Origin of the sequence: Halomonas sp. HP20-15 (assembly GCF_033446685.1) — a bacterium.
Taxonomy (GTDB): Bacteria; Pseudomonadota; Gammaproteobacteria; order Pseudomonadales; family Halomonadaceae; genus Modicisalibacter.
The window spans coordinates 1-14,836 of record NZ_JAWQLY010000001.1 but is presented as its reverse complement, the minus strand read 5'-3'; the positions used below and the strand labels follow the sequence as shown (position 1 = coordinate 14,836).

14 protein-coding genes and 2 tRNA genes are annotated in these 14,836 nt (G+C 60.8%); 7 read left to right on the top strand and 9 right to left on the bottom strand.

Annotation, left to right across the window (positions count from 1 at the left end; translation table 11 throughout):
* The first annotated feature begins 104 nt into the window (after positions 1-104).
* The 3 genes from flgM to R6258_RS00070 all read left to right on the top strand — a co-directional run bounded on the left by flgM (position 105) and on the right by R6258_RS00070 (position 2,544).
* Positions 105-383, top strand: a complete 279-nt coding sequence (flgM, locus tag R6258_RS00080) for a flagellar biosynthesis anti-sigma factor FlgM (protein WP_318445988.1) — start codon at positions 105-107, stop codon at positions 381-383.
* Between the two features lie 32 nt (positions 384-415).
* Positions 416-868, top strand: a complete 453-nt coding sequence (locus R6258_RS00075) for a flagellar protein FlgN (protein WP_318445986.1) — start codon at positions 416-418, stop codon at positions 866-868.
* Between the two features lie 200 nt (positions 869-1,068).
* Positions 1,069-2,544, top strand: a complete 1,476-nt coding sequence (locus tag R6258_RS00070; protein WP_318445985.1) for a GGDEF domain-containing protein — start codon at positions 1,069-1,071, stop codon at positions 2,542-2,544.
* 47 nt (positions 2,545-2,591) lie between these two features.
* Here the strand turns inward: R6258_RS00070 and R6258_RS00065 are convergent, their stop codons facing one another.
* The gene (locus tag R6258_RS00065; RefSeq protein ID WP_318445982.1) at positions 2,592-3,002 is read right to left on the bottom strand and encodes an SRPBCC family protein; all 411 of its coding nucleotides are present in this window, start codon (positions 3,000-3,002) and stop codon (positions 2,592-2,594) included.
* Between the two features lie 209 nt (positions 3,003-3,211).
* Here R6258_RS00065 and queC point away from each other — a divergent pair, with 209 nt between their 5' ends.
* From queC to R6258_RS00045, 4 genes are read left to right on the top strand one after another with little or no spacing between them, the layout of a single operon-like run.
* Positions 3,212-3,913 carry a 7-cyano-7-deazaguanine synthase QueC gene (gene queC, locus R6258_RS00060; protein WP_318445981.1) on the top strand — a complete coding sequence of 234 codons (702 nt, stop codon included), beginning with the start codon at positions 3,212-3,214 and terminating at the stop codon, positions 3,911-3,913.
* A 2-nt stretch (positions 3,914-3,915) separates the two neighbouring features.
* Entirely contained in the window at positions 3,916-4,569 is a 654-nt protein-coding gene (gene queE, locus R6258_RS00055) for a 7-carboxy-7-deazaguanine synthase (RefSeq protein WP_318445979.1), read from the top strand.
* A complete protein-coding gene (locus R6258_RS00050) occupies positions 4,566-5,435 on the top strand; it encodes a 6-pyruvoyl trahydropterin synthase family protein (protein ID WP_318445977.1) in 870 nt (289 codons plus the stop codon). Before queE ends, R6258_RS00050 begins: the two co-directional genes overlap by 4 nt.
* Positions 5,436-5,441: 6 nt before the next feature.
* Complete coding sequence (locus R6258_RS00045; protein ID WP_318445975.1) at positions 5,442-5,729, top strand: YkgJ family cysteine cluster protein; 288 nt, start codon at positions 5,442-5,444, stop codon at positions 5,727-5,729.
* 157 nt (positions 5,730-5,886) lie between these two features.
* On the opposite strand, the gene R6258_RS00040 is transcribed toward R6258_RS00045, so the two are convergent.
* The 8 genes from R6258_RS00040 to R6258_RS00005 form a co-directional block, all read right to left on the bottom strand.
* Complete coding sequence (locus R6258_RS00040; protein WP_318445973.1) at positions 5,887-7,716, bottom strand: SurA N-terminal domain-containing protein; 1,830 nt, start codon at positions 7,714-7,716, stop codon at positions 5,887-5,889.
* 186 nt (positions 7,717-7,902) lie between these two features.
* Positions 7,903-8,175, bottom strand: coding sequence for an HU family DNA-binding protein (locus R6258_RS00035; protein ID WP_136067949.1), 273 nt, complete (start codon positions 8,173-8,175; stop codon positions 7,903-7,905).
* A 178-nt stretch (positions 8,176-8,353) separates the two neighbouring features.
* A complete protein-coding gene (gene lon, locus R6258_RS00030; protein ID WP_318445969.1) occupies positions 8,354-10,762 on the bottom strand; it encodes an endopeptidase La in 2,409 nt (802 codons plus the stop codon).
* A gap of 155 nt (positions 10,763-10,917) precedes the next feature.
* A complete protein-coding gene (gene clpX / locus R6258_RS00025; RefSeq protein ID WP_318445967.1) occupies positions 10,918-12,195 on the bottom strand; it encodes an ATP-dependent Clp protease ATP-binding subunit ClpX in 1,278 nt (425 codons plus the stop codon).
* 69 nt (positions 12,196-12,264) lie between these two features.
* Positions 12,265-12,885 carry an ATP-dependent Clp endopeptidase proteolytic subunit ClpP gene (gene clpP / locus R6258_RS00020; RefSeq protein ID WP_318445964.1) on the bottom strand — a complete coding sequence of 207 codons (621 nt, stop codon included), beginning with the start codon at positions 12,883-12,885 and terminating at the stop codon, positions 12,265-12,267.
* 110 nt (positions 12,886-12,995) lie between these two features.
* Positions 12,996-14,357 carry a trigger factor gene (gene tig / locus R6258_RS00015; protein WP_318445961.1) on the bottom strand — a complete coding sequence of 454 codons (1,362 nt, stop codon included), beginning with the start codon at positions 14,355-14,357 and terminating at the stop codon, positions 12,996-12,998.
* Positions 14,358-14,655: 298 nt separating this feature from the next.
* A tRNA-His gene (locus R6258_RS00010) sits at positions 14,656-14,730 on the bottom strand.
* A gap of 30 nt (positions 14,731-14,760) precedes the next feature.
* Positions 14,761-14,835: transfer RNA gene (locus R6258_RS00005), tRNA-His, on the bottom strand.
* Position 14,836: the final 1 nt, after the last annotated feature.

Genomic DNA, 14,836 nt, shown 5'->3' with positions numbered 1-14,836 from the left:
AGTTGCCGGGAATTAAACTGCCGGGGCTTCCCCGGCGGCCATTAAAGTTATGCCATGCGTGGCCGATAGTCAGGGAAAGGTCGAAATCATCAAGAGGATGCCCCGTGAAAATCGACAGCTCACACCCCCTGCAGCGCCCGACGCAAACCGATAGCAAGACCACGCAGTCCGCCAAGCAAGGCGCCGTGTCACAGGCCGCCAGCCCGGCTGCCGTCGCGCACCTGAGCAACAAGTCCCAGGACACGACCCAGGACATCGACACCGCGCGCGTTGCCGAGATTCGCCAGGCGATCAGTGAAGGCCGCCTGGAGATCGACTCGGAGCGCATCGCCGATGGCCTGATCGACAGCGTCCGCGACCTGCTCGGTAAATCCGAAAGCTGATTATTCCTACGTTTACTGGCGGAGAGCACACCATGAGTCTGGCCCAGCACCTCGAGCGCGAACAACAGCATCTCGACGCTTTCATTGCGTTGCTCGAGGCGGAACGCGCCAGCCTCGCGGAAGGCGAAGTCGATGGCGAATGCCTGGCCACCCAGGCACAGCAGAAGCAGCAACATATGGAGCGCCTCGAAACGCTCGAGACTCAGCGGCGTAACGTACTGAAAAAGCTCGGCTACGGCCAGGGTCGCCAAGGCGCCGAAGCCGCCGCACGGGATGCCCACTGCCTGGAGGCCTGGCACGCCTTCCTGAGCCGAGCGCTACACGCCAAACAACTCAATCAGCGCAATGGCGTACTGATCGGGTCACGCATGAATCAGAATCAACGCATCCTCGACTTTCTCAACAATGCCGCGGGCAAGGCGCTATACGGGCCCAATGGCCAATCGCGGCGTCGCGGTTTTGGGGGAGTGGCCTCGAAAGCCTGAATCATGTCCCGGCCATCTCTAGAGTCCGCCTAGGGCGAGATCGATTGATTGCTTGATATTCGTGTAACAAATCGGCGATATTCATTACAATAGGCAAAGAATAGTTAACATATTCCTTGCGGTATACGCCATTATCGCCGTTGTCCTGTGCTTTGCCGCTCGCATGGTTCAGGACGTGGTTCGCGGCTAGGGATAAGCCAGTGATTCCATCGCCTCTCATCCAGTCCTTGCTCGATTGCCCGGCGCTTCCCTCGATTCCAGTCGTGATTCAGCGCGTTATCGTCCTCGCGGCCGATCCCGATTCCCGGTTGCAACCTATCCTGGACGTTTTGCACAACGATCCGGCATTGACGGCACGGCTGATCTCTTTGGCGAACACCGTCTATTACGCACAGGCGAAGCCCGCCGAAACGCTGCGCGAAGCGGTCGAGCGCCTGGGACTCGACACCACCGTATCGCTTGCCCTGGGCTTTAGCCTGGCGACGGCGTCGCGTGGCGATTCTCGAGCTAACGGCTTCGATCTGCGGCACTTCTGGCAGCGCTCGTTGACCAGTGCTATCGCCGCCCAGGAACTCGCCACGCAGCGCCGCCAGGGCAATGAGCTCGGTCCCGTGTTCACGGCGGCGCTACTGCAGGATATCGGCATGCTGGCACTCAATGCCGTTGCCCCGCTCGAGTACGCCGAGGTCATCGGCACGCTCGACGATCATGACGCGATCGCTCTGCGCGAACGCGAGCATTTTGGCGCAGACCATGCCGAAGTCGGCGCCTGGCTGGCAGGAAACTGGGGATTGTCGTTACGCTGTCGCGAATGGATACGCTGTAGCCATGATCGGCCGGTACGTGAGGACGCTTTCTTGGCCGGCGACTGCGTCATGCTCTCTGGACGACTCGCCGATATCTGGCTGGCATCGGACGGCCACCGTACCCTCGCCCAGCTAGATCCCTGGTTGAGCAACGAAAAGCAGCGGAGCGAACTGCTCAGCAGCATCCAGGCCCGGCTCCCGCAGATGGCCGAACTCTTCGAGGTCGATGCCCCGGACACGTTCGACTCGCCGCGCCTGTTGATGGAGGCAAAGCAGTTGCTCCTCGATCGTACTCTCTATCTGCAGTCCCAGCTGGACCATCAGAGCCGGGAACTGGATACCCTGCAAGCCGCCAACTGGCAGCTCGATCGCGCGCTACGCTATGACCCGTTGACCCAGCTCTATAGCCGCCAATATTTGCTATCCCTGCTCGACACGCATTTCGAAGAAGCCAATCAGTTATCACAAGAACTGTCGGTCGTGTTTCTCGATCTTGATCACTTCAAGCAGATCAACGACGAACATGGTCATCCCATGGGCGATGAAGTGCTCAAGAACTTTGCCAGCCTACTCGTCGAACTGAGCGACTCCGACGTTCATGTCGGCCGTTTCGGTGGAGAGGAGTTCATGGTTTTGCTGCCGGGCTACGACCGTCGCAAGGCCGCCGGCTACGCCGATCGTATCTGCAATACGCTACGCAGCCGCCCGTTGCTTCACCATCGGGGGATAACGATCCAGATCACCGCATCGGTCGGTATCGTCAGCCTCAAGGAGGAGGGCTACAGCTCGCCCGATGAACTGATACATAAAGCCGACCAGCGCATGTATCTGTCGAAACGCACCGGGCGCAATCGGGTGACCCACGAGTAGGCCGCGGCGGAGAACCCCCGTCTAACGCGGCCAGTTCTCTGACAGTCCTAGAGCCTGGCTTCCAGCCGAGCCAGTATCTGCTGGCCGACCTGGTTGACCAACGGCCTCGCCGCTTTGTCCACTGCCTTGGCAAGCAGGCGGTTACCAATCTCGTAGCTGACACTGAGTTCGACCCGCGTCCCCTCGGCAACCGGCGTCAACGTGTAGCGTCCCTGGTTGCGCACCCCTTGCAGGGACTCCCAGGCCAGGGTATGCGGTGGCTGGCGCTCCGTGACCTGCACGTCGAATTGCCAGTCCCGCCCGATGACGTGGATATGCCAGCGATAGCAATCTTTGCCGAGGGGTTCGACCCGCTCGATCTTGTCCGAATAGTCACTGAAGTTTTCGATGCGTTCCAGCAGTGCATAGACGCGTTCGGGTGCAGCCTTCAATACCGCACTGTGTTCGATAGTCGCCATGCGCTTCCTTGTTGGCAGGTTTTCCTGTCAGGTTGAGCAGATTGTCCTGGACAGAGAGTACGCACTGTAGCCGAGAATCGCCACGTGCGGCATTGTCCGGCCGCGTTGGCGATGGGTACAATGCGCGCCTCGTAAGAGGCTTACGTCCGGACACCCGGATCCCGGACGCCGTCTACCACGGGCCAACAAATTCTCCGGCAGGATCTCTCATGAACGATTCATCCCCGGCGACGGCATCCGCCAAGGCCGTCGTCATCTATTCCGGCGGCATGGACTCCTATACCGTGCTGCATCGAGCCATTCGCCAAGGCTATTCCATACATGCCCTGTCCTTCGATTACGGCCAGCGGCATGCCAAGGAACTCGATATCGCCCGCCGCGTCTGCCAGCGCCTGGAGATTGCCCACCGGGTGATCGATATCCAGGCGATCCATTCGCTGATCGACAACTCCGCGCTTACCGACGACAGTCGCCCACTACCCACCGGCGACTACGACGCCGACAGCTTGGCGGCCACCGTGGTGCCCAACCGCAACATGATTCTGCTGTCGCTGGCTATCGCCCACGCCGTCAACATCAATGCCGACGTGTGCTTTTACGGTGCCCATGGCGGCGATCACGTACTCTATCCGGATTGTCGACCCGAGTTCGTCGAGCGCATGAATGCCGCCTCGGCCGTAGCCAACTTCAATGCCGTGCGTATCGAGGCTCCTTACCTGCACGCCAGCAAGAGCGGCATTCTCGCCGATGGCCTGGACATGGGCCTCGACTACGCCCAGACCTGGACCTGCTACCAGGGTGGCGAGCTGGCATGCGGCGAGTGCGGCAGCTGCCGCGAGCGCCTGGCGGCCTTTGCCGAGCGAGGCCTTGCCGACCCGCTGATCTACCGCCCTGCGCCGATGGAGCCCTGACGATGTATCACATCAAGGAAGCCTTCTACACGCTCCAGGGCGAGGGCGCGCGTACCGGACGGGCCAGCGTCTTCTGTCGGTTCACCGGCTGCAACCTGTGGTCGGGCCGCGAAGTCGACAGGCAGCGCAGCGCCTGCCGCTTCTGCGATACCGACTTTGTCGGCAGCGACGGCCAGAATGGCGGGCGCTTCGCCGATGCCGACACGCTTGCCGCGCATCTCGATGCGTTATGGCCACATCCGCCGGCGGCAGCCACGCCCTATGTGGTGTTCACGGGAGGAGAGCCACTGCTGCAACTCGATGCGCCCCTGATCGAGGCCATGCAGGCGCGCGGTTTCGAAGTCGCCGTAGAAACCAACGGCACGTTGCCAGCGCCACCCGGCCTTGACTGGTTGTGCGTCAGCCCCAAGGGCACGACGACGCTGGTCATCGATAGCGGCGATGAACTGAAGCTGGTCTATCCACAGCACGATGCGCCTCCGTCGCGCTTCGCGAATCTCGGCTTCAGGCATTTCTACTTGCAGCCCATGGATACCACGGGCATCGCGCCTTTCGGTCCATCGACGGATCCGCTCGGTGCTACCCTCGCCTACTGTCTGGACAATCCGCAATGGCGGCTCTCCCTGCAGACCCATAAAACGCTTGGAATCGAATGATGGCACTTTTCGTCAACGACATCAGCCAGTTGGATGTTTCCTTCTGGTGTCCCGAAAAAGGTCTTAGCGGTGCCAGCTGGGCTGTCGACGTCGAACTCGACGGGCAACTGGGCAAGGATGGCATGCTGTTCGATTTCGGCGAGGTAAAGCCCTGGATCAAGGCGAGCCTGGACAGCGGCCCCGATCATACCCTGCTGGTGCCTACCCGGGCACCGGGCGTATCGATCACCGACCAGGGCGAGGATTGCGTCGTTCGCATGACACAACCTTACGCAATGGAAGTGCGCGGCCCACACCAGGCCTTCACACTGCTGCCCTGGCCGGCCATTACCGCCGAACGCATGGCGGCTCATTATGGTGAACGGCTTTCGCAGTGCTCACCCCGGCGTATCGAGTCGGTGCGCCTGCGATTCAGAGAGGAAGCAATCGAAGGCGCGGCCTATGGCTACAGTCATGGCCTCAAACGACATGCCGGCAACTGTCAGCGCATCGCGCATGGCCATCGCTCGCGACTGTTGATCTGGTGCGACGGCCAGCGCCAGCCTTCGCTCGAGCGCCATTGGGCCGAGCGTCTCGATGCACGCTACTTGGCGCATGCCGAGGACGTCATCGAGCAGACGCAAGAAAGAGTGGTGCTAGCATACCAGGCCAGCCAGGGCGGATTTCGCCTGACCCTGCCCCGAGAACGCTGCGAACTGCTGCCCACGGCGACGACCGTGGAGCAGATCGCCTCTTGGCTGGTCGCGCAGGTCTCACGCCATGATGCAGCGTACGGTCATGTCCGCGTTCAGGCCTTCGAGGGCATCGGCAAGGGGGCCAGCGCCGAAGCCGCACTGGATAAGCCACACCCAGTAACCAGCGATTGAACGCCTATGAATGACCTCATCGCCCACACCCCCCTCGGTATCGCAGACGGATGCCGAGCGGGGTGTGGAGCCTGCTGCATCGCTCCATCGATCAGCTCGGCGATCCCCGGCATGCCTGACGGCAAGCCGGCCGGAGTGCGCTGCGTGCAGCTTGACGAGGACAATCTCTGCCGCCTGTTCGGCGATCCGCGTCGGCCGATGGTTTGCCGACGCTTCGATTTCGATCCCGAGCTTTGCGGCAGCGATCGCGCGACGGCACTCGCGCGCATCGCTAGCTTGGAAGCCGCCACCTGAGCGAATCAATTCCAACTCGCGGAATCCCAAATTAGATAACGGTATAAAGCGGCTCGGAATTCATCCGACCCCGCTGGGTGACGCAGCAGAACTCAAGACGCCATAAAAAAGGGCGCGACCGAAGCTGCGCCCTTTAGCAATCAAGCCATAATCGCTACTAATGCCGTTCTATCTCGGCTTCTTCGCGCAGCGACTGCAACAGCCCCTGAATGGCCGCCTGTATACGCAGCCGCTCGGCCATCATTGCATCGATGTCGGTGGGATCATCCTTGGAAACCTCGCCCGCACTCACCGAGTCCAGGGCAATCAGGGCAACCCCTTGTTGGGTGTCGGCCTTGCCGTACGTAGCGTCTTGCGATGCTGGCGGCCTGGGCAGACGGAAGGCCTGAGCCACCACCGCATCCGGTACGCTATCGTCGACGGAGCGGCGAGTGACCGATTCGACGACCTTCCAGTCGATCGCCGGCTGACGACCCGCCTTGAGTGCCTCGGCCAGTTCCGCCGCACGCTCGCTGAGTGCCTGCTGGACAGCCTCGGCCTCGACCTTCGCTCGCGCCTGCTCACGGACATCCTCGAGCGGCAACGCGGTCGCTTCGCGATGATCCGTTACGCGCAGAACCATGCGTCGCTGGTCGTCGAGCTCGATGACGTCACTGTTGTATCCCTCTTCGAGCACGTCGGGCTGGAACGCGGCATCCATGACCCCGGGTTCCGCCAACACACCGCTGACGTCATTGCGCGAGACCCAGTCGCTGGACTGCACTTTGAGTCCCAGGTCCTCGGCGACACTCGCCAGGTCTTCGGCGGCGAAACTCTCGTCGATCAGTCGCTGAGCCAGTTCGTTGAAACGGTCCTGAGCCTGCTGCATGGCCACCTGCTCACGCAGCTCATCGCGCATCTCGGCGAATAACGGCAGCTCGACCCCGGTCGCCTTGAGCAGGTGCAAGCCATTGTCGGTCTCGACGATATCGGAGACCTGGCCTTGCTCAAGCGAGAACGCCGCATTTTCGAACTCTTCGCCGAAGAATCCGCGATTGATCACGCCCAGCGCGCCGCCCTTGCCCGAGGTGGTGGTGTCGTCGGAGTATTCGTTAGCCAACTGGGCGAAGTCCTCTCCGGCCTGCAACTGCTCGCGCACCTGCTGCAGGCGCTGACGGGCTTCCTCCCGCGTGCGTTCGTCCCCGAAGCTGACCATGATGTGGGAGATGCGTCGCGGCGCTTCCGCCTTGCGTTCGGCATAGGCCGAGCGCAGCGCCTGTTCACTGACCTCGACATCCGCGGCGAGCGACGCCTGATCGAGGATCACGTAGTTCAGCTTCACCTGTTCGGGACGCTGAAACTGGTCCCGATGCTGGTCGTAATAGGCTTGTACGGCCTGCTCATCCACACTGACGGGCTCACTCAGGTCGTCGCGGTTCAGTGTGTAATAGCGAAAGCTGCGACTCTGATTACGCAGGACGCTTAGCTGATCGCGCTCATTGGGCAGCATGAACTCACTAACCGCCAGGCCTTGCTGCACCTGTTGGCGCAGCAGATCGCTCTGTAACTGGTGACGAAAGGACTGCGGCGTATAGCCCGCGCTACTCAGTCGATTGCGAAAAGCATCGGCTGAAAAATGACCGTCCTGATCCTGGAATTCCGGCCGATTGACGATGATCCGATCGATTTGGGCGTCGGACATATACAACCCGCCCCGCTCAGCATACTGATCCAGCAACTGCTGAGTGATCAGCTGGTCGATGACCTGGTTGCGCAACTGGCGCTCCTGGTCGGGAGGAACCTGGCCGGAACGGATGGCCCGCTGGACCTGCATCTCGACGGCCTGACGCGAGACGGGCTCGCCGTTGACCTCGGCAACACTGTCATTGCTCTGCGAGAAGAGTCCGACGAGCGATTCGATGCCAAATAGCGCGAGGGTGACGATGACCGCCCCGACGATGACCTTGGCGGCCATACTCTGGGAGCGGTCCCGGATTTGTTGCAGCATGCTGGCCTCGGATAGCTTCTGTAACGAAAAAAGGCGCACCGCTTGTACGGTGCGCCTGGCAACGGGGCCTATATGGCAGCATCCGGCAATAAGGGATGCACAATGTCATGGCTCAATCATCAGCGCCCTGAGAATCGCCGCCAGGCTCCGCGATAAATCTCGAAATTGACGAAACTTACTCGAAACTCAGTTGACCGAGTCCTTGAGTGCCTTGCCGGCCTTGAAGCTTGGAACCTTGGCCGCCTCGATGTTGATCGGCTGGCCGGTCTGCGGATTGCGACCGGTGCGTGCAGCGCGCTCCTTGACGGTGAAGGTACCGAAACCAACCAAGGCTACGGAATCCCCTTTCTTCAGCGAGTCGGATACAGTATCGATCATCGCATCCAGCGCACGGCTGGCTGCCGCCTTGGGAATGTCGGCAGATGCGGCGATGGCTTCGATCAGCTCGGATTTATTCACACTTCACCCCTTGACTGTTTCTTCGGAAATTACTGGTAATCGGCACAATCTAACGGTGGCTACACACGATCACAGCAAAGCGCAATTTATAGCAATGCGGTAAAACTACTGTCAACCAACCATTGGGCCAAACCCCGTCATGACGGGTTTTTCAACCCGTCATGACGACAAATTATGCTTAATGTGTACTTATCATGCTGTGCGAGGGCGTTGCATCTTCGATTCTATTCTCCTCGCCACCGCCTTCGGAAAGATCCATTAATGCAACATCGAGAACTTCATCGATCCAACGAACGGGTTTGATTTCCAGCGCGTCCTTGACATTGTCCGGCACCTCCTTGAGGTCCCGGCGATTCTCTTCCGGAATAAGCACCGTCTTTATACCACCGCGCCGTGCCGCCAGCAATTTCTCCTTAAGACCGCCGATCGGCATGACCTCGCCGCGCAGATTGACCTCACCGGTCATGGCCACGTCACAACGCACGGGACGTTCGGTATAGGCCGAAACCATCGCCGTCACCATGGCGATGCCGGCGCTCGGGCCATCCTTGGGGGTCGCCCCCTCGGGAACGTGGATGTGCAGGTCTTCCTTCTCGAAGCGCTCGGGGTCGATGCCCAGGGGTACCGCCCGCGCCCGCACCACGGTATGCGCCGCGTCCACCGACTCTTTCATGACGTCGCCCAACGAGCCGGTCTTGTTGACCCGGCCCTTGCCCGGCGTGACCACCGACTCGATATTGAGCAGCTCGCCCCCGACCGAGGTCCAGGCCAGACCGGTGACCCGACCGACCTGGTTCTCCTGATCGGCCAGGCCGTAGCTGAAACGCCGCACCCCCGCGTAGGCCTCGATGTCCTCGCCCGTCAGCATCTGCGGTGCCGAAGCGCCTTCCTTGCCTTCCCGCTCGAGACGCTCACGCAGCACCTTGCGACAGACCTTGGCGATCTGACGCTCGAGCTCACGCACCCCGGCTTCACGGGTATAGTAGCGGATCAACTCGAGCAGCGCTTCCGCGGAGAAGCCAAGCTCGCCGTCCTTGAGTCCATTGGCCTTCAACTGCTTGGATACCAGGTAACGCTCGGCGATCGCCAGCTTCTCGTCTTCGGTATAGCCGGGCAGACGGATAACTTCCATGCGATCGAGCAGCGCCCGGGGGATGTTCATCGAGTTGGCGGTGCAGATGAACATCACGTCCGACAGATCATAATCCAGCTCGAGATAATGATCGCTGAAGGTATCGTTCTGCTCGGGATCGAGCACCTCGAGCAGCGCCGATGACGGATCGCCACGGAAATCGGCGCCGATCTTGTCGACCTCGTCGAGCAGGAACAGCGGGTTGCGGACGCCGGCCTTGCTCATCCGTTGCACGACCTTGCCCGGCAGCGAGCCGATGTACGTGCGCCGATGACCGCGGATCTCGGATTCGTCACGCACCCCGCCCAGGGCCAGGCGCACGTACTTGCGGTTGGTCGCCCGTGCGATCGACTGGCCGAGCGAGGTCTTGCCGACGCCGGGGGGGCCCACCAGGCAGAGCACGGGCCCCTTGAGCTTCTTGACGCGCTTCTGCACGGCCAGGTACTCGAGGATCCGCTCCTTGACCTCCTCCAGGCCGTAGTGATCGGTATCGAGCACCTGGGCGGCGTTGCCCAGATCATGCTTGACGCGCGTGCGCTTCTTCCACGGCACGGCGACCAGCCAGTCGAGATAGGAGCGCACGACGGTCGCTTCGGCAGAGGTCGGCGCCATCATCTTGAGCTTGTTGAGTTCCTGATTGGCCTTGTCGGCGGCCTCGGCCGGCATCCCCGACTCCTCGATCAGCTTCTCGTACTTCTCGGCCTCGTTGGGCACGTTCTCGAGCTCGCCCATCTCCTTCTGGATGGCCTTCATCTGCTCGTTGAGATAATACTCCCGCTGGGATTTCTCCATCTGCTCCTTGACCCGCGAGCGGATCCGCTTCTCGACCTGCAGGAGATCGATCTCGGACTCGATCAGCGCCATCAGGTGCTCGATGCGATCGCGGACCCGGTCCATCTCGAGCAGCTCCTGCTTGTCGCCGATCTTCAACGACAGATGAGCACAGATAGTGTCGACCAGACGGCTCGGATCCTCGATGCCCTGCAAGGAGCCGAGGACCTCGTTAGGCACCTTCTTGGAGAGCTTGACGTACTGCTCGAACTGGTTGAGCAGTACGCGTACCAGCGATTCCTGCTCGCGCTCGGACAACGGCTGGCTCTCGCGCATCACCACCTGCGCGGTGCTGTAACCGTCTTCATTGTGGGTGACGTCTTTCACGTCGGCTCGCGAGGCCCCCTCGATCAGCACCTTGACGGTGCCATCGGGGAGCTTGAGCAGTTGCATGATGTCGGCAACGGTGCCCACCGAGAACAGATCGCCGGCCTCGGGGTCGTCTTGACCGGCCTCTCGCTGGGCAACGAGCAGCACCCGCTTGTCGGCTTCCATTGCCGCCTCGAGAGCCTGGATCGACTTCTCGCGACCGACGAACAGAGGGATGACCATCTGCGGATAGACGACGACATCGCGCAGCGGCAGGAGGGGCAGACTGAATGTCTCTTGGGTGTTCTGCTGCATTGCAGGCAGTCCTCACGAATCGGATGGTTGGGCCGCCAGCGCGGCTCACGGCTGACACCAGTGATGGGGGCAAACAGGACGCTTTGCAACCGCGCCGGCGGGCACGCAGAAACGAAAAGGGGGCCTCAACGGGCCCCCGTCGCAACGAGAAAGGTTCAACCGTCCTTGTTGGCGACCTTGCTTTCTTCCTGCTGGGAGTAAATAAGCAGCGGCTCACTCTCTCCCGCGATCACCGACTCATCGATCACCACTTTGGTTACGCCATCCAGCGACGGTACTTCGTACATGGTATCGAGCAGCACCGACTCGAGGATCGAGCGCAACCCGCGCGCCCCGGTCTTGCGGGCCATCGCCTTGTGCGCCACCGCACGCAGGGCGTCTTCGCGGAAGTCGAGTTCGACGTTCTCCATCTCGAAGAGCTTGGCGTACTGCTTGATCAGCGAGTTCTTGGGCTCGGTGAGGATCTCGATCAAGGCATCCTCGGTCAGTTCGGTCAGTGTCGCGATGACCGGCAGACGGCCCACGAACTCAGGGATAAGGCCGAACTTGACCAGGTCCTCGGGTTCCACCCGCGCCAGCACGTCACCGACGCCCTGCTCGTTGTCCTTGCTCTTGACCGAGGCGTTGAAGCCGATACCGCCCTTCTCGGCGCGATCGCGGATCACCTTGTCCAGCCCGGCGAACGCACCGCCGACGATGAACAGGATATTGCCGGTATCGACCTGCAGGAACTCCTGCTGCGGATGCTTGCGCCCGCCCTGCGGCGGCACCGAGGCGGTCGTGCCCTCGATGAGCTTGAGCAGCGCTTGCTGTACGCCCTCGCCGGAGACGTCGCGAGTGATCGAGGGGTTGTCCGACTTGCGCGAGATCTTGTCGATCTCGTCGATGTAGACGATCCCTCTCTGCGCCTTCTCGACGTCGTAGTCGCACTTCTGGAGCAGCTTCTGGATGATGTTCTCGACATCCTCGCCCACGTAACCGGCTTCGGTCAGTGTCGTCGCATCGGCGATGGTGAACGGAACGTTGAGCAATCGCGCCAGCGTTTCGGCGAGCAGCGTCTTGCCGCTACCGGTCGGCCCGATCAGCAGAATGTTCGACTTGCCGAGCTCGACTTCGTCCGACTTCACGCCGGCGCGCAAGCGCTTGTAGTGGTTATAGACGGCCACGGATAGCACCATCTTGGCGCGGTCCTGACCGATCACGTAATCGTCGAGGGTATTACGGAGCTCACGCGGAGCGGGCAGGCGATCCTCGTCACCCTCTGCGTCGGCCTCGAGGACTTCCTCGCGAATGATGTCGTTGCATAGGTCGACACATTCATCGCAGATGTAGACGGAAGGGCCTGCAATCAGCTTGCGTACCTCGTTCTGATTCTTACCGCAGAACGAGCAGTACAGCAGCTTGCCCTCGTCTTTGCCTTTGCCGTCGGCCATTCGCGTACCTCTTTAGGGCAGGCGACCCGCCGCGGGCCGCCATGTTATGCATGGATAGAATTTACGCTATCAGGATGCCGGACGCTTATCCAGCATCGCATCGATCAGGCCATATTCTACCGCCTGGTTGCCGTCCATGAAGTTGTCACGGTCGGTATCCTTGGCGATGGTTTCGATATCCTGTCCTGTATGATCGGCCAGAATGCGATTGAGTTTATGGCGGATACTGAGAATCTCCTTGGTATGAATCTCGATATCCGAAGCCTGGCCCTGATACCCGCCCAGCGGCTGATGGATCATCATCCGCGAATTCGGCAGGCAAAAGCGCTTATCCTTGGCACCACCGGCCAGCAACAGCGCGCCCATGCTGGCTGCCTGACCCAGACACACCGTTGAGACATCGGGCTTGATGAACTGCATGGTGTCGTAGATCGACATGCCCGCCGTCACCGAACCGCCCGGCGAGTTGATATACAGATGGATATCCTTGTCCGGGTTCTCCGACTCGAGGAACAGCAACTGCGCAACCACCAGGTTGGCGGTGTAATCTTCCACCGGTCCCACCAGGAAGATCACCCGCTCCTTGAGCAGGCGAGAGTATATATCGTAGGAACGCTCGCCGCGCGCGCTCTGCTCGACCACCATGGGGACCAAGCCACCGGCGTTTTGAATATCGAACTCGTTGCCCATTGCGTGACTTCCTTAATCCGGTGATTGGAAAATCCAGCCCAGCCCTATCCGCGTTGCAGTGACTAGAGACCCGGCCGGAGCCGGGTCGTCGTTCCTGAACTGCCCGCGGATCAGGCTTGCTGTGACGACGTATCGTCGGCGCTCTCGGCGTCTTCTTCGCCGCCCTGCTGCTGCTGGGCAGCCTGAAGCGCTTCTTCGTAGGACATCTCGACGTCCTTAACCTGTGCCTGAGCGAGAAGCGTGTCAACCGCCTTCTCTTCGAGAACGGCAGACTTGACCTGATTCTTCATCTGCTCGTCCTTGAGGTAATAGTCGATCACCTCTTCAGGCTGCTGATACTGCTGGGCGAGCTCTTCGACCTTGACCTTGATCTCATCGTCGCTGGCCTCGAGTCCGTGAGTCTCGATCACCTTGGCGAGCAACAGCCCCACCTGAACCCGGCTCTTGGCCTGGTCGGCAAACAGCTCGTTGGGAAGCTGGGAAACGTCGAAGTCATCGCCCAGACCGAACTGCTGAGCCGCCTGGCGCTTGAGCGTATCGGTCTCCTGTTCGATCAGCGAGGCCGGCACGGGAACGTCGTTGGCCTTCTGCAACGCCTCGAGCACCTGCTGCTTGACGCGATTGTCGACGGCCTGCTTGATCTCGCGCTGCATGTTGTTGCGCACTTCGTTGCGGAACTTGTCCAGGTCGCCCTCTTCGACACCAAAGCGCTGGATGAATTCAGCGTCCACCTCGGGCAGTTGCTGGGCATTGACCTGGTGAACCTTGACTTCGAAGGTCGCTTCCTGGCCGGCCAAGTGTTCTGCCTGGTAATCCTCCGGGAAGGTGACCTTGATGGTCTTCTCGTCGCCGGCCTTGGCGCCGACCAGCTGATCTTCGAAACCGGGGATGAAGCTGTTGGAGCCGATCACCAGTTCGTGGCCTTCGGCCTCGCCGCCTTCGAACGGCTCGCCGCCGAGATAGCCCTTGAAGTCGATCTTGACCTGATCGCCGTCCGCCGCCTCACGCTCGACCGCTTCCCAACCTGCGTTCTGCTTGCGCAGCGTCTCGATCATCTGGTCGATATCGGCGTCGTTGACCTCGGCGACCGGACGTTCGACCTCGGCGCCCTCGATGGAGGCCAGCTCGATTTCCGGATAGATCTCCAGCGTGGCGACGAACTCCAGATCCTTGCCGGCCTCGTTGACCGTCGGCTCGATGTTCGGATACCCGGCCGGATTGAGGCTTTGCTCGGTGATCGCCTTGACGTAGTTCTGGCGCATCAGCTCGCTGACCACCTCGTTGCGCACGTCGTGACCGTAGCGCTGCTTGACTACCGCCATCGGTACCCGACCCTGGCGGAAGCCATTCAGGCGTACACGCTGGGCGGTATCGCGAAGACGTTCGCTAACAGCCTGATCGACCTCGTCGGCGGGTATTTGTACCGTGACGCGGCGTTCGATCTGTGAAGTCGTTTCGACGGAAACTTGCATGGATGGTCCTCTACCGACTAGGGCGTTTCGTTTGAAAGTATGTTCAAAAGAGCTGGATTCTAAGAATCCCCGGGCGCGCTGGCAAGCACTGCCAATGTGCGATGTTATGGTGTCGCAAGGCGCACTTTACAAGGCCTGTAGCGGCAAATTGCCGTCCAGTCCGAGCGTTTGTGCCAAGCCGGACGCACAGGGCCGCGCTCATCAAGGCAAACGAGCCATCGCTAACCGGATGATACAGAGGAATCAGGGCGGGGAGAAAGAGACGAGATGACGTCGCACTAGACGACAGCTTGCGAAATGGGGTGGATGATGGGGATCGAACCCACGACCACCGGAGCCACAATCCGGGGCTCTACCACTGAGCTACATCCACCACTTCGAAAGAGACGGCAGCAAGACGACATGGGGTGGATGATGGGGATCGAACCCACGACCACCGGAGCCACAATCCGGGGCTCTACCACTGAGCTACATCCACC

Bases quoted from the DNA above. Each gene is read 5' to 3' on its own strand.
- R6258_RS00045 (WP_318445975.1), top strand. From the start codon at position 5,442: ATGAATGACCTCATCGCCCACACCCCCCTCGGTATCGCAGACGGATGC.
- R6258_RS00040 (WP_318445973.1), bottom strand. From the start codon at position 7,716: ATGCTGCAACAAATCCGGGACCGCTCCCAGAGTATGGCCGCCAAGGTC.
- clpX (WP_318445967.1), bottom strand. From the start codon at position 12,195: ATGGCCGACGGCAAAGGCAAAGACGAGGGCAAGCTGCTGTACTGCTCG.
- R6258_RS00050 (WP_318445977.1), top strand. From the start codon at position 4,566: ATGATGGCACTTTTCGTCAACGACATCAGCCAGTTGGATGTTTCCTTC.
- queE (WP_318445979.1), top strand. From the start codon at position 3,916: ATGTATCACATCAAGGAAGCCTTCTACACGCTCCAGGGCGAGGGCGCG.
- clpP (WP_318445964.1), bottom strand. From the start codon at position 12,885: ATGGGCAACGAGTTCGATATTCAAAACGCCGGTGGCTTGGTCCCCATG.
- R6258_RS00075 (WP_318445986.1), top strand. From the start codon at position 416: ATGAGTCTGGCCCAGCACCTCGAGCGCGAACAACAGCATCTCGACGCT.
- queC (WP_318445981.1), top strand. From the start codon at position 3,212: ATGAACGATTCATCCCCGGCGACGGCATCCGCCAAGGCCGTCGTCATC.
- lon (WP_318445969.1), bottom strand. From the start codon at position 10,762: ATGCAGCAGAACACCCAAGAGACATTCAGTCTGCCCCTCCTGCCGCTG.
- R6258_RS00065 (WP_318445982.1), bottom strand. From the start codon at position 3,002: ATGGCGACTATCGAACACAGTGCGGTATTGAAGGCTGCACCCGAACGC.
- tig (WP_318445961.1), bottom strand. From the start codon at position 14,357: ATGCAAGTTTCCGTCGAAACGACTTCACAGATCGAACGCCGCGTCACG.